At 70.2% G+C, this 20,168-nt stretch carries 11 protein-coding genes; 7 read left to right on the forward strand and 4 right to left on the reverse strand.

Annotation, left to right across the window (positions count from 1 at the left end; genetic code table 11):
- The first annotated feature begins 101 nt into the window (after nucleotides 1–101).
- From ACIBX3_RS33270 to ACIBX3_RS33285, 4 genes are read left to right on the forward strand one after another with little or no spacing between them, the layout of a single operon-like run.
- Complete coding sequence (locus tag ACIBX3_RS33270; RefSeq protein ID WP_397123964.1) at nucleotides 102–1,403, forward strand: ABC transporter substrate-binding protein; 1,302 nt, start codon at nucleotides 102–104, stop codon at nucleotides 1,401–1,403.
- Complete coding sequence (locus tag ACIBX3_RS33275; protein ID WP_397123966.1) at nucleotides 1,397–2,332, forward strand: carbohydrate ABC transporter permease; 936 nt, start codon at nucleotides 1,397–1,399, stop codon at nucleotides 2,330–2,332. The genes ACIBX3_RS33270 and ACIBX3_RS33275 overlap by 7 nt, the downstream gene beginning before the upstream one ends.
- Entirely contained in the window at nucleotides 2,329–3,156 is an 828-nt protein-coding gene (locus ACIBX3_RS33280; protein ID WP_397123968.1) for a carbohydrate ABC transporter permease, read from the forward strand. The genes ACIBX3_RS33275 and ACIBX3_RS33280 overlap by 4 nt, the downstream gene beginning before the upstream one ends.
- A 1-nt stretch (nucleotide 3,157) precedes the next feature.
- Entirely contained in the window at nucleotides 3,158–5,746 is a 2,589-nt protein-coding gene (locus tag ACIBX3_RS33285; protein ID WP_397123970.1) for a glycoside hydrolase family 78 protein, read from the forward strand.
- Nucleotides 5,747–5,782: 36 nt separating this feature from the next.
- Here the strand turns inward: ACIBX3_RS33285 and ACIBX3_RS33290 are convergent, their stop codons facing one another.
- Nucleotides 5,783–11,278 carry a biotin carboxylase N-terminal domain-containing protein gene (locus ACIBX3_RS33290; RefSeq protein ID WP_397123972.1) on the reverse strand — a complete coding sequence of 1,832 codons (5,496 nt, stop codon included), beginning with the start codon at nucleotides 11,276–11,278 and terminating at the stop codon, nucleotides 5,783–5,785.
- A gap of 422 nt (nucleotides 11,279–11,700) precedes the next feature.
- On the opposite strand from ACIBX3_RS33290, the gene ACIBX3_RS33295 reads away from it, so the two are divergent.
- The 3 genes from ACIBX3_RS33295 to ACIBX3_RS33305 are packed head-to-tail and all read left to right on the forward strand — an operon-like array spanning nucleotide 11,701 to nucleotide 15,530.
- A complete protein-coding gene (locus ACIBX3_RS33295) occupies nucleotides 11,701–12,357 on the forward strand; it encodes a (2Fe-2S)-binding protein (RefSeq protein WP_397123974.1) in 657 nt (218 codons plus the stop codon).
- Nucleotides 12,358–12,369: 12 nt separating this feature from the next.
- Entirely contained in the window at nucleotides 12,370–13,350 is a 981-nt protein-coding gene (locus tag ACIBX3_RS33300) for an FAD binding domain-containing protein (RefSeq protein ID WP_397123976.1), read from the forward strand.
- A complete protein-coding gene (locus tag ACIBX3_RS33305; RefSeq protein WP_397123978.1) occupies nucleotides 13,347–15,530 on the forward strand; it encodes a xanthine dehydrogenase family protein molybdopterin-binding subunit in 2,184 nt (727 codons plus the stop codon). Before ACIBX3_RS33300 ends, ACIBX3_RS33305 begins: the two co-directional genes overlap by 4 nt.
- Nucleotides 15,531–15,594: 64 nt before the next feature.
- Here ACIBX3_RS33305 and ACIBX3_RS33310 read toward each other — a convergent pair whose 3' ends face one another.
- The 3 genes from ACIBX3_RS33310 to ACIBX3_RS33320 form a co-directional block, all read right to left on the reverse strand.
- On the reverse strand, nucleotides 15,595–17,157 hold the full coding sequence (locus ACIBX3_RS33310) for a PQQ-dependent sugar dehydrogenase (RefSeq protein ID WP_397123980.1): 1,563 nt from the start codon (nucleotides 17,155–17,157) through the stop codon (nucleotides 15,595–15,597).
- A 380-nt stretch (nucleotides 17,158–17,537) separates the two neighbouring features.
- Nucleotides 17,538–19,655 (reverse strand): DUF4132 domain-containing protein, encoded by a 2,118-nt coding sequence (locus tag ACIBX3_RS33315; RefSeq protein ID WP_397123982.1) that lies wholly within the window; start codon nucleotides 19,653–19,655, stop codon nucleotides 17,538–17,540.
- Between the two features lie 24 nt (nucleotides 19,656–19,679).
- Nucleotides 19,680–19,910 carry a TetR family transcriptional regulator gene (locus ACIBX3_RS33320; protein WP_397123984.1) on the reverse strand — a complete coding sequence of 77 codons (231 nt, stop codon included), beginning with the start codon at nucleotides 19,908–19,910 and terminating at the stop codon, nucleotides 19,680–19,682.
- Nucleotides 19,911–20,168: the final 258 nt, after the last annotated feature.

Consider the following 20,168-nt stretch of genomic DNA (forward strand, 5'->3'; position numbering starts at 1 on the left):
GTACCGTTACCCAAAAAGTATCTTGACACTTCTTCGTGTAAAGCCTACGTTAACCGCATCGGGGAGTCGCTTAAAACGATTCAATAGCCCTGGAGGGGTGTGTGAAGACCTTCCACCGCACGATCGCGACGGCTGTGGCCGTGCTCGCGATGGCGGCCCTGACCTCCTGCGGCTCCAGTTCGGAGCCCGCCACCAACGGCACCGTCACCCTGTCCTTCATGACGGGCAGCGACCAGGCGGTCGTGGACACGTCCAAGGCGCTGGCGAACGCCTTCATGAAGGCCAACCCCACCATCAAGATCGAGATGGAGCACCAGCCGGGAGGCAGCGAAGGCGACAACATCGTCAAGACCCGCCTGTCCACCGGCGAGATGACGGACGTGTTCTGGTACAACTCCGGCTCGCTGCTGCAGGCGCTCAATCCGGCCCAGACCCTCGTCGATCTCACCGGCGACGCCGTCCTGACCAACGTGCAGCAGGACTACCTGCCCGTGGTGACGCAAGAAAGCAAGGTGTACGGCGTCCCGGCAACCACGCTCGCCGGCGGCGGCATCCTCTACAACCGCAAGGTCTACGACAAGCTCGGCCTGGAGGTCCCCAAGACCTGGGACGAGTTCATGGCCAACAACGACAAGATCAAAGCGGCCGGGATCACCCCGGTGATCAGCACGTTCAAGGACACCTGGACGTCCCAGATCTTCGTGCTCGCCGACTTCTACAACGTCCAGGCCGCGGTGCCGGCCTTCGCCCAGGACTACACCGCCGGCAAGGTCAAGTACGCCACCACCCCGGCCGCGCTGGGCGGGTTCCAGCACCTCGCCGACGTGCACGCCAAGGGTCACCTCAACAAGGGCTTCGGCTCGGCCACCCTCGACCAGGGCCTGAAGATGCTGGTCGAAGGCAAGGGCGCGCACTACGCGATGCTCAGCGCGCTCCTGCCGCCCCTGCTGGCGACCTATCCGCAGACGGCGACCGACGTCGGCTTCTTCGGCGTCCCGGGCACCGACCCGGCCACGCATGGCGCCACCGTCTGGGAGCCTCCCGCCATCTACATCCCCAAGACCACCAAGAACCTGGAGGCGGCGAAGAAGTTCCTGGCCTTCGTCGCCTCGCCGGCGGGCACCGAGGCCGTCACCGCGGCCGTGCGGCCGTCGGGGCCGTACCGCATCAAGGGATCCAAACTGCCCGAGGACTCGATCCAGGTGGCCAAGGACCTGCAGGCCTACATCGACAACAGCGCCACGTCGCCGGCTCTGGAGTTCCTGTCGCCCATCAAGGGGCCGTCGCTGGAGCAGATCACCGTCGCCGTCGGCTCCGGGCTGACCCCGCCCGCCGAGGGCGCCGCCCAGTACGACAAGGACGTGGAGAAGCAGGCCAAGCAGTTGGGCCTGGCCGGGTGGTGATCAAGCAGCAGGCCGGGTCCCGCATGGGGCCCGGCGTGGCGCCCGGACAACGGCACGCCCGCCCGGGGGCCAGGCACAAGTCGGCCTACCCCTATGGGCTGTACCTGCCGGCCGCCGTCGTCTACCTGGTGATCTTCCTGGTGCCGACGGTGATGGCCTTCTACTTCGCGCTCACCCGCTGGACCCTGTTCGACAGCACGTTCGTCGGGCTGCAGAACTTCCGGGACTTCCTTGACGAGCAGAATCTGCGCATCGGCTTCGTCAACACCGTCTTCTACGCCGTCGTCACCAGCGGTCTGAAGGTGGTGCTCGGACTGCTGCTGGGTGTGCTGCTCACCAGCAGGCTACGGTTGCGCGGCTTCCTGCGCTCAGTGGTGTTCTTCCCGGTGCTGGTCTCCACCGTGGCCGTCGGCATCACCTTCAGCGCGCTGCTGCGGCCCGACACCGGGCTGGTCAACAGGACCCTGGCGGTGGTCGGCATCGACGGTCCCGACTGGCTGGGCGAGGCGAACACGGCGCTGCTGTCGGTGGCGCTGGTGGACGTGTGGAAGGGCGTGGGGCTGGCCACCGTCATCTACATCGCCGGGATCATGTCCATCCCCCGGGACTACTACCAGGCGGTGGCGGTGGACGGCGGCACCGCCTGGCACCGCTTCCGGCACGTCACGCTGCCATTGAGCTGGCCGGCGACGTACTCGGTGATCATTCTGTCGTTCATCGGGGGCCTGCGGTCGTTCGACCTGATCTGGACGATGACCCGTGGTGGTCCCGGCTTCACCAGCGACACCATCGCCTCGATCATCTACAAGCAGTACCAGGCCGGCTTCTTCGGCCTGTCCACCGCAGGCAACGTGCTGCTGTTCGTGATCGTCACGGCCATCGTGGTCCCGCTCAACTACGTCCTCGGCAAGAGGCAGGTCGCCGTATGAGAGCGCTCAAGAAACTCGGCGCGGAGACGATCGCGTTCGTCCTGGCCACTGTGATCTTCCTGGTGCCGTTCTCGTTCATGCTGCTGACCGCGGTCAAGGATCAGGCGAAGGCCGCGGATCTGGACTTCTCCTGGCCGGGCGAGTGGCGGATGGTGGACAACATCATCGAGGTCGTCGAGGCGCGCGACTACGTGCTGCTGCGCGCCTTCGTCAACTCCACCGTCCTCACCGTCGCATCGGTGGCGCTGATCGTCGTCTTCGCCGCGATGGCCGCGTTCGTGCTGCAGCGCCGCGCGGGGGCGATCGGCAAAGTGGCCAACTTCCTGGTGCTGTCCGGGCTGATCATCCCGCCCGCCATCGTGCCCACGATCTGGCTGCTGCAGGCGCTCGGCCTGTTCAAGACCATGCCGGGGCTGATCCTCGTCGAGGTCGCGTTCGGCCTGTCGTACGCGGTGCTGCTCTTCCGGGCGTTCATCGCGGCCATCCCACGCGAGCTGGACGAGGCCGCCATGATCGACGGCTGCGACGGGCTGCGGTTGTTCTTCCGCGTGATCTTCCCGCTGCTGCGGCCGGTCACCATCACGGTCATCCTGACCACGTCGGTGGCCGTCTTCAACGACTTCGTCAACCCGCTGTACTTCACCCCGGGCGACGACAACGCCACCGTGCAGGTCACCCTCTACAACTTCCAGAGCCAGTACAGCACCCAATGGAACCTGCTGTTCATGGACATCGTCCTGATCACCATTCCGCCGCTGCTGGCCTTCGTCTTCTTCAACCGCAAGATCGTCGCAGGCATGACCGCCGGCGCCATCAAGGGATGACATGACCTTTCTGAACGTCGAACCGGTCACGTTCGAACACCATCAAGACCCTCTCGGCATCGGGGAGCGCGCCCCGCGCCTGTCGTGGATCACCCTGACGAACATTCCCGGGTGGCTCCAGCGGGCGTACGAGATCGAGCTCACCGACGGAACTTCGACGGGCCTCATCGAGTCGGGGGAGTCGGTACTCGTGTCTTGGCCGGGCGAACCACTGGGTTCGCGGGAACGGCGTGGCGCCCGCGTGCGGGTCCACGGACGCGACGGCTCGATCAGCGACTGGAGCCCCTGGTCGTGGGCCGAGGCGGGGCTGCTCGGCCCGGGGGAGTGGCAGGCGCACGCGGCGGCACCACCGCGTGAACTGCTGTCCGATCCTGACGGCCCGGCGCCGCTGCTGCGCCGCGACTTCGCCCTTCGCGCGCCCATCGCCTCGGCCCGCCTGTACGTCACCGCCCACGGCCTCTACGACCTCGAGATCAACGGCGTGCCGGTCGGCGACGATGTGCTGGCACCGGGATGGACCAGCTACCACCATCGGCTGCGCTATCGCACGCACGACGTGACCGGGCTTCTGCGTGAGGGCGGCAACACCATCGGTGCGTCCTTGGCCGACGGCTGGTTCCGGGGCCGCATCGGCTTCGCCGGCGGCAGATCCGCCGTCTACGGGGATCGCATCGCGCTCATCGCTCAGCTGGAGATCACCTACACCGACGGCACCAGTGACCTCGTGGTCACCGACGATCAGTGGCGCTGCGCTTCCGGCCCGGTCACCGCCGCGAGCCTGTACGACGGCGAGAAGCACGACGCCCGCCTGCTGCCGCGCGGCTGGTCGCAGCCCGGCTTCGACGCCGCCGCCTGGCTGCCCGCCGACGCCCTGCCGCATGATCCCGCCAGGCTCGTCGCGCCGACCGGCCCGCCCGTGCGCCGCGTGGAGACCCTGGCTCCCGTGGAGATGCTGACCGGCCCGTCCGGGGAGACCATCCTCGACTTCGGCCAGAACATCTCCGGCCGGCTGCGCATCCGCGTCCAGGGCCCGGCCGGGCACACCGTCACCCTCCGCCACGCCGAGGTCCTGGAGGACGGCGCGCTCGCGCTGCGCCCGCTGCGCCACGCCGCCGCGCTCGACGCGTACACACTGCGCGGCGACGCCGAGCCCGAGGAGTGGGAGCCGCGCTTCACCACGCACGGCTTCCGCTACGCGCAGATCGACGGCTGGCCGGGCGAACTGGACCCCGCCGACGTGCAGGCGGTCGTCTGCCACACCGACATGCGGCCCATCGGCGCCTTCGACTGCTCCGACCCGCTGCTCAACCGCCTGCACGACAACGTCCGCTGGAGCATGCGCGGCAACTTCGTCGACCTGCCCACCGACTGCCCGCAACGCGACGAACGCCTCGGCTGGACCGGCGACATCCAGGTCTTCGCCCCCACGGCCGCCTTCCTGTACAACTGCGCCGGCCCCTTGACGTCCTGGCTCGCCGACCTGGCCGCCGAACAGGCCGAACACGGCACCGTCCCCGTCTTCGTGCCATGGATCGAACTCGAGCCCATCAAGGACGTGGTGGCGACGGCCGCCTGGGGCGATGCGGCCGTGGTGGTGCCCTGGACGATCCACCGGCGCACCGGCGACCTCAACCTGCTGCGCGAGCAGTACCCGAGCATGAGCGCCTGGGTGGACCAGATCGCGGGACTGGCCGGCGAGACCTTCCTCTGGGACACCGGACCCCAGCTCGGAGACTGGCTCGACCCGACCGCCCCGCCCGAACGGCCCTTCGAGGCGCAGACGGACCCGGGCCTGGTCGCCACCGCCTGCCTGGCGTACTCCACGCGGCTGGTCGCCGAGACCGCCGAGCTGCTCGGCCGCGCCGACGACGCCGTGCGCTACCGGGAGCTGGCCGAGCGGGTCAGGGCCGCCTTCGACACCGCCTACGCGACGCCCGACGGCAAAGTGAGCAGCGACTCCCAGACGGCGTACGCCCTCGCTCTGCGGTTCGAGCTCCTCGACGGCGGGGAACGGCGCGCCCGCGCCGGGGAACGCCTGGCGGAGCTGGTGCGGGAGAACGGTCACCGGATCGGCACCGGTTTCGTCGGCACGCCGCTCATCTGCGACGCGCTCACCGAGGCCGGGGCTGTCGACGACGCCTACCGGCTGCTGATGCAGACCGAGTGCCCCTCCTGGCTCTACGCGGTCACCATGGGTGCCACCACGATCTGGGAACGCTGGGACAGCCTGCTGCCCGACGGTGGCGTCAACCCCGGCGAGATGACCTCCTTCAACCACTACGCCCTGGGGGCGGTCGCCGACTGGATGCACCGCACCATCGCCGGCCTGGCCCCGGCTGCTCCGGGCTACCGCCGCCTGATCGTCCGTCCCCGCCCCGGCGACGGTCTCAGCCATGCCCGTGCCAGTCTCGCCACTCCTTATGGCCGGGCCGAGGTCGGCTGGAAACGTACCGATGAGCAGTTGACCCTGGTCGTGGTGGTGCCCCCGAACTGCACCGCCGCCGTTCATCTGCCCACCGACCCGGACAACGCCATCGAGGTGGGGGCCGGACGCCACGTTTTCGCCTGTGTATCCGGAGGCGCGGCCTGATGATGATCCACCACCACGACTGTGGTCGCCGGCGGTTCAGCGCGGCCGTTCGGTCGATCTGGCACCCATTCCGCGTTCGATGGCCTCGATGATCTGGGGTCGCAGCTCCGCGGCGCTGATGATCGCGTCCACCGAGCCGACCTCCACAGCCCGCTGGATGCTGTGCACCCGGTCGAACTCCGCGGCGACCTCCCCCAGCTTCTCAGCCCGCACAGCGGACTGCACCTCCACCAGCTGAGCGTTCAGCGCCGCACGCTCGGCCCCGCTGGCCGCCGAGATCCGCGTCTGCAGGCCGGTCACCCGCGGGTCGGTCGCCGTGCGGTGGTTCACCTCGCCGGCGAAAACCACGGCAGCGGCCGGGGCCCCGCCGAGCACCGAGGCGAACGAGCCCTCCAGCGCGAGCACGGTCATGTTCGGGTTGAGCGCCTTGGAGAACACCACGAACGCCCCACCGTGATACCGGGAGATCACGCAGAACACGATCGGCCCGTCGAAGTTGACGATCGCCCGGCCGATCTCCGCGCCGTACTCCAGCTGGAGCTTGCGCATCGACTCCGGTGAGCCGTCGAATCCGGACAGGTTCGCCAGCACCACCAGCGGCCGGTTGCCGGACGCGGCGTTGATCGCCCGCGCGGTCTTCTTCGACGACCGGGGGAAGAGCGTGCCCGCGGTGTAGGTGTCCGGCCCATCGGTGGGCGGGAAGCCGCGCCGCGGCACCGACCGGGACTCGATGCCGATCAGGCAGACGGGCCAGCCTCCGATGTGCACGTCCTGGACCGCGGACGTCTCCGCGTCGGCCATGCCCGCCCAGCGTTCCAGCACCGGGTGGTCCTGGTCGGACAGGGCGCGCATCACCGTACGGATGTCGAACGGCTTCTTGCGGTCCGGGTTGTGCTCCGCGGAGAAGATCTCACCGACGGTGGTGAAGTCGCTGCCCGCGATCGTGTGCGGGAACGACGAGACGTCGCGGTCGGCCGGGTCGCCGGTGAGGGCCCGCCGCGGCGCCGTCTCGCCGGGCACGATGTAGGTGTGGTCGTAGTGCGTCATCAGCACGTCGCGGGCGGCCTGCAGGTTGGGCGCCCAGTATTGCGCCTGGCCGTTCGGACCCATGACGCGGTCGTAGCCGCCGATGCCGAAGTTGTCCTCGGCCGACACCCCGCCGGAGAAGTCCAGCGACTGCTTGCCGGTGAGCACCATCGCCGAGTCCGGCGTCATCACCAGGATGCCCTTGGTGTGCATGAGCATCGTCGCTTCCGCGTTCCAGTACGGCTGGGCGCCGACGGTGATCCCGGCGACCACGATGTTGATCTCGCCACCCGCCTGGGTGAACGTGACGATCCGCTTCAGCGCGGCCGCGACCCAGTCCATGTTCTCGGTGCCCGAGGTCATCGAGATCCGTGCGCCCGCTGACAGCGCGAACCACTCCAGCGGGACCCGCATCCGCTCGGCGAGGTCGAGCGCGGCGATCACCCGCGAGCACTCCGGCTCCGACAGCGCGCCCAGCGCCTTGATCGGGTCGCCCAGCAGGACCACGCGGGTGACGCCCTCGGGGTGCCGTTCGGTCGGCGTCGTGACGACCCCCGCCACGATCGCCGCGGTGTTCTCCCCCTTCGGCCGGTCGACCGGCACGAGCGCGCCGTGCTCGTCGAGGTCGTGCTCGACGAAGTGGCCGAGCATGCCGGTCAGCTCGTACGGGTAGACGTTCCCGCGCCGGGCCGCCCGCAGCACCTTCTGGCGGTAGTCGTCGAGCGGCTGCACCGGCTCCGTCGACGGCTTCTCGACGTACAGGCTCGCGCCGTGGCCGGCGTCGAGGGTGATCCGCACGGCGACCTCGCTCAGCTCGCCCGCGGCGTTGCGCTGGCGGGCCACGAACAGGACCTCCTCCAGCCCCGCGCCCGCCGTGGTCGGCAGAATGCGCTGGACCAGCGCGTTCAGCTCGTCCTGCGACATCTCGGTCGACGGCCAGACGTACATCATGATCCGGTTGGTGTCGAACCGCTTGTTCTGGGGCCGTTGCGCCTGGATGTTGCGGATCGCGTCCAGGCCCGCGATGAGCGCGTCCTCCACCGCGGGCAACGCGACCAGCCTGCCGTCGGCCTCGCGCAGCGGCGTCAGGTCGCGGACCTGGCCCATCGCGATGAGCCGTTCGTCGGCCGGGTTGCTCTTCGCGACGGCCTTGAACAGGTAGATCTCCTCGTCGACGGACGGCAGCCGGGTGAGGTCGAACTCGCGCCACCGCTGAAGCTGCAGGCGCCGCGCGATCTGCGGGTGCAGGCCTCGGATCAGCCGATCCTCCGCGAAGCCCGCGCCGCGAGCTCCGTCGGGCCGGAAGGTGAAGTGGTGGTGCATCACGGCGCCGCTGGTGCCCGCGACGATGATGGTGATCCGGCGAACGGCCGCGGGTCGCGTGTGCTGGGCGAGGAGTTGCCCCAGCCGTACGGCCATGGCGTCGGCGTCGGGCTGGTCCTCCCAGGTGACGTAGAGGTCGGCGACCAGCCCGCGCTCAGCGGCTTCGGCGGCGAGCGTGCCGACGGCGCCGATGGCGCCGGGCAGAGCGGCGATGTCGACGGCGGTGGCGACCACGCACGTCGCGCCGCTCGAGCCGGCACGCTCGGCCGTGACGAACTGGCAGCCGTCGGTCTCGCGTACGGTGACCTCCGACAGCCCGCGGTTGCCGTAGTAGCGGCGGGTCAGCACCTCCAGCAGCGGCGCGTGGTCGCGCCCTGCCCGGCCGATCCGCTGACCGACCAGCCGGACCAGCGGCTCGGGGCAGGCCACCATGGCCTGGATCCGCTCGGCGCGGTCCGGCGCCTGCGGGTTGCGGTCCAGGTGACGCAGATGGCCGCGCACCGCGGCGTACACATTGGCGCGGTTACGCCGCAGCAGCGGCTGGGCGAACCAGCGGAACACCACGCCGCGGGCCAGGTCCGACACCGTGGGGAAGCGCACCTGCGTGGCCTCGATCAGATGCTCGAGGGTGAGCCCGGCGGGCTCGCTGAGCGACTCCAGCGGTGGCGCGCCGGCCAGCCACTGGCGCAGCAGCTCCGACACGATCGCGACGTCGGTGCTCATCCGCTGCTGCGCCAGGAAGATCCGGAATACCGCGGCCTCCAGCTCCGGAGTGCGGTCGAGGCCGGCGACGCCGTAGTGGGCCAGGACCTTGGTGAGCTTGGCCTGGAAGCTCTCGCTGAGGCCGGCGCGCTCCACGTCAAGGCTTTGCAGGTAGGTGTGGAAGAACTCGCGCGGGCTGCGCACCGCGCTGTCGGCCGACGCGGCGTCGAGGTCGCCGCCCGGCTTGTTGCGGCTCAGCTCACACAGGTCGGCGAACACGGTGAGCAGGTCCAGCTCGCCCTCGAGCAGCTGCCCGCCCAGCTCGGCACGCGCGCTCAGATAGTCCGACAGCACCCGCTTGTGGTCGTGCGGATCGACGTCGAAGCCCATCAGCAGGCTGCGAAGGTCCTGCAGGCCGCGCTCGACCCGGTCGGCCGCGGACACGTCCGCCGGCTCGGCGGGCAGGTCGATCTCGGCGGTGCCCGCCTCCTCCTGCGGGCCCTCATCGGCGAGCGGCTCCAGGCGCATCAGCGGCGCCCCGGTCCCGACCTGGCTGCCCACCGACACCGGGCACTCACGGACCCGGGCGCGGAACGGCGCGCGCAGCACCGTCTCCATCTTCATGCTCTCCAGGACCAGGATCGGCGTGCCCGCCTCGACCTCGTCGCCCACCGCCAGCGGCGCCGCCACGACCAGCGCGGGGGCCGGGGAGCGTACGACACCGCCCTCGTCGCGGCTGATCCGGTGGGTGACGCCGTCGACCTCGACCAGATGGATCGGCCCGTGCGTGGCCGACACCAGGCGGAACCGGCGGCCGTTGACCACGATCTGGCCGCTGTGCGCGTCGAACCGGTCGACCTCGACGTCAGCCGGGTGTACGGCACCGCCGCCCGAGACTCCGACGCGGAACCGCTTCTGCCCGACCCTGGCCACGCTCACCCGGTAGCCGACGCCGCGGAGCTTGAGGTCCAGCGGGCGGCCCGGGTCGTGCTGCACCTGGGGGCGCCCGCCGTACGCGGTGGAAAAGAGCCGGCGGCGGCTCAGCTCCTCCTCGTCGCGGTGGGCCTCGATCGCGGCGGCGGCCAGGGCGATCGCGGAGTGCCGGTGGCTGACCAGGCGGCCCTCGGTGCGCACGCGGTCGATCCAGCCGGTGTCGGCGCTCGCGGCGATGACCTCGGGCTGGTCGAGCAGGTCGAGGATGAAACTCTTGTTGGTGGCACCACCCTCAATGATCACTGTCATGTCGGCCATCGCGCGGCGCAGCCGGCCGAGCGCCTGCTCGCGGTCGCGGCCATAGGCGATGATCTTCGCGATCATCGAGTCGAAGTCGGCCGGGATGACATCGCCCTCCCTGACGCCGGTGTCCACGCGGATGCCGGGCCCGGCGGGCAGCACCAGGCGCGCGATGCGGCCCGGGGACGGAGCGAAGTCGCGGTCGGGGTCCTCGGCGTTGAGCCGGGCCTCCACGGCGTGGCCGGCCTCGATCGGCTGGGGACCGTCCAGCTTCCCGCCGCCGGCCACGTGCAGCTGCAGCCGGACCAGGTCGGTGCCGGTGGTGATCTCAGTGATCGGGTGCTCGACCTGCAGCCGGGTGTTGACCTCGAGAAAGGCGAACAGCCTCTCGCCGGGGTGGTAGAGGAACTCGACGGTGCAGGCGCCGCGGTAGCCGACCGCCATGGCCAGCCGCTCGGCCGCCGCCTTCAGCTCGGCGGCCTGCTCATCCGTCAGGACCGGAGAGGCGGACTCCTCGATGATCTTCTGATTGCGCCGCTGCACCGAGCAGTCACGGACACCCAGCGCCCACGCGGTGCCCTGGCCGTCGGCGATGACCTGCACCTCGACGTGCCGCGCGCCGGTGACCAGGCGCTCCAGGAACACCACGCCGGAGCCGAACGCGCGTTGCGCCTCCTGGCGGGTGCGCTCGTAGGCGTCGGTCAGCTCCTCCTCCGAGGAGACCACGCGGATGCCGCGCCCGCCACCGCCGGCGGTCGCCTTGAGCATCAGCGGGTAGCCGATCTCCTCGCCGGCGCGCAGCGCCTCCTCCAGGGTGGCGACCTCGCCGCGGCTCCACGGCGCGACCGGGACGCCGGCCTCCTCGGCTATCAGCTTGGCGCCGATCTTGTCGCCGAGGCTGCGCATCGCCTCCGCACTCGGCCCGATGAAGGTGATGCCGATCTTCTCGCACAACTCGGCGAACGCCGGATCCTCGGCGACGAACCCCCAGCCGACCCACGCCGCGTCCGCACCGGTCTCGATGAGCGCGCGCTCCAGGACGGCATGATCGAGGTACGGCCGGGCCGAGGCGGGACCCAGTGGGTAGACGATGTCGGCCTCACGGACGAAGGTGGCGTCGCGATCGGCGTCGGTGTAGAGGGCGACCGTCTCGATCCGCACCCCGGTCTCCGCTGAAAGGTCCCGGACGGCGTGGATGAGCCGCATCGCGGCCTCTCCACGATTGACGATGGCGACACGACTGAACACCGACTGAATCTCCCAGCTATCAAGCGCAAAAGGCGACCTTCATCCCAAAGCGTCGCCTCCACCTGTTCTATACCCTGCTCGATCACCGCCGGGCACACCAATGTCCGCATCGCCCATGGCCGGGCCGTTGCGTTGTAGGGGACCCACAAAAGGGCGCTCACCGGAATCCGCGGGGCGGCCCGTCAGCACGTGTCTCAGCAGGCCCTCCGCAGGCCGTTAACCAGCGGTTTTATGGGTAGCGGCCCAGGGACATGGTCAGCATCGCCGCCTGTTCCCGCCGACTTCCCGGCGCGGACACGGGGGCCGCTGCGACGCCGGATTCCTTGGTGACACGGCACAGCGCGGTGCTGAAACAGGCATGCCTTCGGGGGCACGCCGACGAGTGTGAGCGCCGATTCTTTACCGAATCGAGAGGGGTGCATATGTCTTCCGACCTCCCGGACTCACGTGTTCCGCCCGAGGCGGAGCCCGCGTCGGCGCTGTCCCGGCGCACGTTCGTCGCGACGGCGACGGCGGCGGCTGTCGGCGGTGTGGCCGTGGCGTGCGATCTGGTGCCGGAGCCGTCTCCGCTCGGAACGGAGCCGGCGGGGACGGGGGCGAAGGCGCCGCTCGGCGGTCGCGTCTCGCTGACGGTCAACGGTAAGAGACACACCACGCTGATCGACAACCGGACCTCGCTGCTGGATCTGCTGCGCGAGCAGCTCGGGCTGACGGGCACCAAGAAGGGCTGCGACGCCGGCGCCTGCGGGGCCTGCACTGTCCTGGTCGGCGGCCTCCGGGTCAACGCCTGCCTGACGCTCGCGGTGCGACTGGAGGGCGCCGAGGTCACCACCGTCGAAGGGCTCGCCCCGGGCGAGGACGACGAACTGCACCCCTTGCAGCAGGCATTCATCGACCAGGACGCCTTCCAGTGCGGCTACTGCACCCCCGGCCAGATCATGTCCGGCATCGGCTGCATCCGAGAGGGCCGCACCGGCTCCCGTGAGGAGATCCGGGAGTGGATGAGCGGCAACATCTGCCGCTGCGGTTGCTACGCGCAGGTCGTCCGAGCGGTCGAGCAGGCCGCCAGTGTGAAGTGAGGTCCGGCTCCGATGCACCCCTTCTCCTACACCAAGGTCTCCGACGTCGCCGGCGCGCTCGCCGCCGGGCGTCGTGGCGGCCGCTACATCGCGGGCGGCACCACCCTGGTCGACCTGATGCGCGAGAGTGTCGAGCGTCCCGCCACGCTGGTCGACATCAGCGCCCTTCCGCTGCGCGAGATCACCACCACCGCGGGCGGGGGCCTGCGCATCGGCGCACTGGTACGGATGGCCGACGCCGCCGCCCACCCCAAGGTGCGGGCCACCTTCCCCGTCGTGGCGCAGGCGCTGGAGATGAGCGCCTCGCCTCAGCTGCGCAACATGGCCACCATGGCGGGAAATATCATGCAGCGCACCCGGTGTACGTACTTCCGCGACGTGACGGCGCGCTGCAACAAGCGCCAGCCTGGGTCGGGATGCGCGGCGCAGAGCGGATACAACCGCACCCACGCGATCCTCGGCACCTCCGACCACTGCGTGGCCACCCACCCCTCGGACGTCGCCGTGGCGTTCGCGGCGCTGGAGGCGAGCGTGCACCTGCTGGGCCCGGACGGGCGGCGCAGCGTCGCCTTCGCCGACTTCCTGCTGCCGCCGGGCAGCACCCCGCACCGGGAACAGGCCGTGCGGCCCGGCGAGTTGATCACCGCCCTTGAGATCCCGTCCTTTCCGCGCCCGCTCAGGTCCGGATACCTGAAGGTGCGTGACCGGCAGTCGTACGCATTCGCGCTGACCTCGGCGGCGGTCGCCCTGCACGTACGCGGCGGGGTGATCCGTGAAGCGAAGGTCGCCGCCGGAGGCGTCGGCACCGTGCCGTGGAAACTGCCCGCCGTCGAACGCCGGCTCATCGGCGAACGGCCGTCGGAGGCGCTGTGGGCGGAGGCGGCCGAGCAGGCGGCCGACGGGGCCCGCCCGCTGCGGCACAACGGGTTCAAGGTCGAACTGCTCAAGCGCACCGTCGAACGTCAGCTGCGCATCGTGGGAGGCGCCGCATGAGCCGGCAAGCCGTCGGGGCGCCGCTGTCCCGGGTGGAGGGGCGCCGGAAAGTGACCGGACGAGCGAAGTACGCCGCCGACCACCCCACCGGCGGGGTCGTTCACGCCTTTGTCGTCGGCAGCACCGTCGGCCGCGGACGCATCACCGGCATCGATGCTCGCGCCGCCCTGGCCCTGTCCGGCGTCCTGAAGGTGATCAGCCACCTCAACGCGCCCAAACTGGCCTACAGGCCCAACCCGAGCTCGAACAACCCGGAAGGCGGCCGGCGGCTGCGCGTCTTCCAGGACGACAAGGTCCTCTTCCACGGGCAGCCGGTCGCGGTCGTGGTCGCCACGACGCCGGAGGCGGCTCAGCACGGCGCGAGCCTGGTCGAGGTCCGCTACGACGCCGAGAAGCCATCGACGAACCTCACCGGCGCCCCCGCGCACGACCCCGAGACCTATGCGCGCGGCGACGCCGACCAGGCCATGCAGTCCGCCGCCGTACGGCTGGAGATGACGTACCGCACCGCCCGCAACCACCACAACGCGGCGGAGCCGCACGCCACCATCGCCCGCTGGGACGGCGACCGGCTCACGGTGTGGGACAAAACCCAGTGGGTCGTCGGCACGCAGAGGGAACTCGCCGCCGTGTTCGGCATCAAGCGGGATGCGGTGCGTGTCATCTCGCCGTTCGTGGGCGGGGGGTTCGGCGGCGGCCTGCGGGCCTGGCCGCACGTCACCATCGCGGCCCTCGCCGCGCGCGAAGTGGGCCGTCCGGTCAAGCTCGTCCTCACCCGCAAGCAGCTGTACTCCGGGACGGGTTACCGGCCCGCGTACGAGTACCGTCTGCGCCTGGGCAGCGACCGGCGCGGCCGGCTGACCGCGATGGTCCACGACATCAAGGCTGAGACCTCGTCGTACGAGGACTTCCAGGAGAGCGTTCTGACGGCGGGGCAGATGCTCTACAGCATGCCCCACGTCCGCCAGGCGTACCGGACGGTGCCGCTGGATGTGAACACCCCGCTGTACATGCGCGGCCCGGGTCACGCCACCGCGGTCTACGTCATCGAGTCGGCCATGGACGAACTCGCCCACGAACTCGGCATCGACCCCATCGAGTTGCGCCGGCGCAACGACCCGTCCGAGGACGAGTCGAACGGGACGCCGTTCTCCACCCGGCGGCTGCGCGAGTGCTGCACCGTCGGCGCCCGCGAGTTCGGATGGGACCGGCGCGCCCCCGAACCACGTTCCACCCGCGACGGCGACTGGCTGATCGGCATGGGCATGGCCGCCGGCGTCCACCGCACCCTGCGGAACGCGGCCCAGGCCCGGGTCCTGCTCGACGCACGTGGCACTGCTCTGGTCGAGGCGGCGACCAGCGACATGGGCCCCGGCACGTACACCTCCATGACCCAGGTCGCCGCCGACGCCCTCGGGCTGACCGTGCGGGACGTGGAGTTCCGGCTCGGCGACTCCGCCATGCCGCCGACGCCGGCGCACGGCGGCTCACAGACCATGGCCAGCGTCGGGTCCGCCGTCCAGGACGCCTGCGACAAGCTGCGGCGCCAAGCGATCGAGCTGGCCGTCGGGGACGCGCGATCGCCGCTGCACGGCGTCGACGCCGCGGACGTCGCGGTCAGCGGCGGCCGGCTGCACGTCAGGGACGACCCCGCGCGCGGGGAGACGTACCAGCAGCTTCTGGCCCGCGACAACCGCCCCCACCTCCGATCGCTGGGCTCCTTCACCCCGGCAGAGAGCCGGTTCTCCCTGTTCGCCTACGGCGCGACGTTCGCCGAGGTCGCCGTGGACCACCGCCTCGGCCTGGTCCGGGTCCGGCGGATGCTCGGCGTCTACGACGCGGGACGGATCATCAGTCCCAAACTCGCCGACAGCCAGGCGCTCGGCGGCATGGTGGGCGGCATCGGCACGGCCCTGCTGGAGCAGACGGTCACCGACCACCACGACGGCAGGATCGTCAACGCCAACCTCGCCGACTACCTCGTCCCGGTCAACGCCGACGTCCCGGACCTGCGGGCGATCTATCTGGACGGCGAGGACCGCGAGGCCAGCCCCATCGGCGTCAAGGGCCTCGGCGAAGTGGTTCATGTCGGCGTGGCGCCCGCCATCGCCAACGCCGTCTTCCACGCCACCGGCCGCCGCATCCGCGAGCTGCCCATCACCGCCGAAGCCCTGCTTTGAACGCCGGGACACGCACGAGCTGTGCCGCCCCGCCCGACCAGATCGGCGACCGGCAGGGCACCGGTCACCGGTCGACGGCGCAGGTGTCTCTGTTGAGGGAGAACCGGCTCGGCAGGGACGCGTCGCCCGTGTGACCGGCGAGGTAGCCCATGGTGACGCTCTGGCCGGGGGCGATGGAGCCGTTGTGGGTGGCGTTGACCGCGGTGACGATGTCACCGCTCTGGGTGAGATCGGTGTTCCAGTCCGAGATGATGCGCTGTCCCCGGGCGAGGGGGAATCGCAGTGCCCAGCCGTTGATCGGTGTGGTGCCGGTGTTGGTGATGGTGAGGTCGACGGTCATGCCGCGACCCCAGATCTGTGTGGAGTACCGGATCTGACAGGTCGGCTTCGCGTGCTCGAACGAGACGCGGTGCAGGCCGCCGGGAAGATCGTTGACGACGTAGATCTCGCCCTCCGGCGTGGTGCCGAACGCGGTGACCTGCGTGGGCGTCTGGCCGATCTCGGCCGCAAGGTAGCCGCCCGCGCCGTCCTCGCGCAGCGCCCACACGGTGGAGGAGCAGTAGTCGGTGGCGATGTAGGTGCCGCCGACCAGGTCGGCGAATTCCTCGCCGTGATACACCACTCCGCCGATGACCGCGCAGCCGCCGGTGTGCGGGGAGTAGGTGAAGACCGGCTTGGTGTACTCGGCGCCGGAGCGGCACTGGGCCTCGTCGAACACCTCCAGTCCTTCAAAGCAGGACCAGCCGAGGTTCGCGCCGGCCTGCCGTCCGGCCTTGATGTGGTTGATCTCCTCCCACCTGCCCTGGCCGACGTCGCCGACCCACATCGAGCCGTCCGCGGGGTCGACGGAGAAGCGCCAGGGGTTGCGCCCGCCGTACATCCAGACCTCTTCCCGCGCACCCTCGACGCCGACGAACGGGTTGTCCTCGGGAACGCAGTAGGCCAGGTCGCCGCACCTCCGGCTGACGTCGACGCGCAGGATCTTGCCCAGCAGAGTGTCCAGGCGCTGCCCGGTGTCGAAGGGATCACCGGCGCCGCCGCCGTCGCCGATGCTCATGTACAGGTTGCCGTCGGTGCCGAAGGTGATCTGGCCGCCGTTGTGGTTGCTGTGCTCGGCGTGCTCCTGGGAGAGCAAGGGCTCGAGGCTCGCGTCGTCCAGCCTGTATCGGGCCAGGGTCACCGCGCCGTCGGGCAGCGCGGTGTAGGCCAGGTACAGGTCCTGGCTCTCGGCGAAGTCCGGCGAGACAGCGATGCCGAGCAGCCCCCGCTCGTTGCCGGATTCGTCCACCGACGCTGTGATGTCGATGATCGGGTTCTGTCCGAGACCGGTGTCCGGGTGGTAGACACGCACAGTCCCGCGCTTCTCGGTGATGAACAGCCTGTTCGTCCCGTCGTCGGGGGCGGCGATGGCGGTGGGACGGCGTAACCCGAAGGCGACTTGGGTGGTGGTCGCGTTGATCTCTTCCAGCGGCACCCTGGAGGCATTTGCCGCCTCCGCGCCGCTGTCCGCGACGGACGACGACGGGAACGTCACGGCGGCGGCCGGTGGGGTGAGTACGGTCAGGGAGGTGAGCAGCGGCAGGGACAAGGCGAGCAACGCGGGGGCTGCCCAGCGTTTTGCTGGCATGTCGGCTCCAGAGACGGGGCTTCGTCGGGGTCCGGAGGGCACAGGGTCCCCGGGACCGGAGCGCGTCGGGGCTCGCAACACGCCCGGAAACGAGCGGAGTACGACACCGGCCGGGCAGGTTCCGCGCCCTGACGTGCCCGACCGGACGGTATCCGCTCACCCGCCGTCACAACCAGGCCCGCGACGCGACTTCCGTTCTGAGAAGTCCCATCAGGCCGTTGTGGCCACTCTTTCCCTCTCTGACCAGGGGCGATATGAAAGCGCTTCGGCGAGGCCCGCCGCAGGCCCATGAAACGTACATCGCCACGGGCCCCCTTCCCCACAGCGTCGCGCTGCTTCGCAGCGGGGCGTGAAGCCGTCCGTTCCTTTCCTGCGATGGATCAATCCCGGAATTGGCGGGTGATGGAGGGGTCGGTGATGGCGGTGTCGTTCGCCAGGAGGAAAGCCTTGCTGAGGATGAGCGCCAACCGGCCGTCTTCCTCGAAGGGGAGGAACAGATCGGCGTGGGGGACGCGTGTGGAGACGATGCACAGGTAGGCGTCGTCAGGTTCCATCAGGATGTTCGCCGACCCCAGGTGGATCTTGTAGGTGCGCAGATCCCCCCGAACCACCAGGAAGCGCTCGGTCATGGTGCACCGGTCGGCGATAGCCGTACGCCCGATCAATCGGGACAGCGCGTCCCTGCGCACCTGGGCGGAGGGCTGCAGCGCCGCGAACGAGCCGGCCCGCCAGTAGTCCCGCATCCGGTCCGGCCCGTGGTCGGCCCACCGGGGATCGGCCGTGATCGAGGCGACGGCCACGAACAGGTCGACGTCCCGCATCGCCTCGCTGAACACCAGCGCCGGCACCTCCGTCAACGGCGCCTGGTGCCACCTGCCCTCGGCCAGCCGGTGGAAGCGGACCTCGCCGGTGGCCGCGTAGTCCTCTTCGTACAGACCATGGCTCAGTGACACCCGCCACCGTCCGCCCGCCATCACCCGCTGGGCGTCCCCGTCGTGGCCGCCGTCCCACGGCCCCAGGAAGTCGGACGCCCAGCCCCGCTCTTTGAACAGCGCACCGAGCCTGCGTCGGTCCACCACGTGCCCGGCGAACCGGTTGGAGTAGGTCCCGGTCGCCTCCTCGGCGGGAGTGAGCAGGTACAGCTCGCGGAAGGCCTGCTTGAACGGCTGGCGCAGCTCCTTGCTCTGCACCACGTCCCGCCAGGCGCTCACCTCCTCCACTGACGCGCGGGCCGGATGCCACAGCCGCACCGGCACGTCCGGGACGGTCAACCCCAGCTCGCCGCGCCACACGCCGGGCGCGACCTCGAACTCCCAGATCAGCCGCTCGGTGACCGAGTGCCCCTCCAACTGCCGGTACGGCGGAGCCGTCTCGCCGGCGTATCCGGCCTCCAGGGCCCTGATCAGGGTGGCCCGCTGCTGCTGGGTCTGCTTGGCCAGCTCGCGTAGCCGCTTGACCTCGTCGGGGTGTTCCCGCTTGACCGCCGCCGGGACCGCCTTCAGTTCCTTCTCTCCGTGCCACCACGACAGCTTCACCTCGCCGTCGGTCGAGATCACCGCCGTGTGCTCGCCGACGGCCTGCCGTACCCGGCCGTCGGGCAGCCGGAACGCCACCTCCAGCCGGTTGCCCAGGGCGGGTTCGATGCGCTTGAACATGCGGTCCAGCACCTTGGACACCGCGGGGTTCCGGGTGGCCCGGCGGGCAGCGCGCAGCGCGGAGATCGTCTCGGGAGTCGGGTGTTTCTCCGCCGCGCGGGCGATCTCGAACAGCACTCCTTGGGAGGGCAGGGTCTTGGCCTGGGTGGGTGCTACCGCGATCCCGCGCACCAGCGTGTCCAGCAGATCGGGCAGCCAGGGCTCGTCCCGCAGGAGTGCCAGCCGTACGGCCCGGCCGATGCTCGCCTTCTCCCCGTCCCCGAACGCCTTCTCCGCTCGGTAGGGGATCTCGCCGGCGTGGATCGACGCGACGCGGGCCGCGGCCGTCTCCAGAGCGGTCCGGGCGAAGTCCAGGTAGCCGGGCAGGCCGCTGAGCCATTCGAGCACTGCGAGTGGCAGCGGGTCAGGATGGCCCGGCCGCTCCCGCACCGCCTCGGCGAACAGCGCCCGCCGCTCCACGTCCCAGCCGAGCAGCACGTCCATCTCGGCGACCGCGATCGGCCCGAGCACCTCGGCGTGCCGGGCGCGCACTTCGGCGTCCATTCCCGCCAGCCCCGCCGCCACCAGCACGGAGAAGGGCTCGCCCGATCGTCTGCCGTCCTGCAGCAGGTATTCGACCAGCTCGCGGGCCGGTGCGACCAGCCGCTGCCTGGCCTGCTCGTCGATCGCGTACCGCGCCGCCATCGGGATGCCGTCGCCGGCCTGCACCGGCGCGCCGCTGCCCAGCCCGACCAGCCCGACGCTCAGCTGGGAGGCGTCGGGCCAGTAGGTGGGGTCGTTCGCCGTCCCGGCGAGCAGCCTGAACAGGCGCTGCGCCAGGGGGGAGAGGGTCACTAATGCCATTTGCGCGCCCTGTTTCGTGAAATGTCAGGTGGTGGCGCAATCTATAGCAGCAGCGAACGACAAACATCGGTGGCCGCCGGCATTGTGCCTGCCGATGATGCGTCGGCTGATCTCGGCCCGGGCTGCCACCGCTGCGGTCGTGAGCGCCTGCGGGCCGCCCTCCTCGAGCAGGGCATATCCCGCCTCGAGGATTTCCTGCCGCGAGCGGCGGCTGCGTTCGTGCGGTGCCGGAGGCAGACGATGACGTTCGCTCACGATGGCCCCCGGACGAGTGCCACCATGCGCTTTGACCAGCCCGGATACGACACCCGCAGGTCAAGGATGCTGGGAGCGCTCCCAAAAAATGACGAAAAGGTTTCCGACTTGTCAAGGGTTCGAAAAATAGAAAGCCCTGAAACGGGGGTGTGACGTGCGCACATCGCGAATTGTTCTTGTTAGATCACGATGGGCAGCGGGAAATGCCGATCTGGGCCTTGACCTCGGTGGGGCCGAAACCTAGCCTCCCTCGTGGGA

The sequence above is a fragment of the Nonomuraea sp. NPDC049480 genome, assembly GCF_044465905.1.
Lineage (GTDB): Bacteria > Actinomycetota > Actinomycetes > Streptosporangiales > Streptosporangiaceae > Nonomuraea.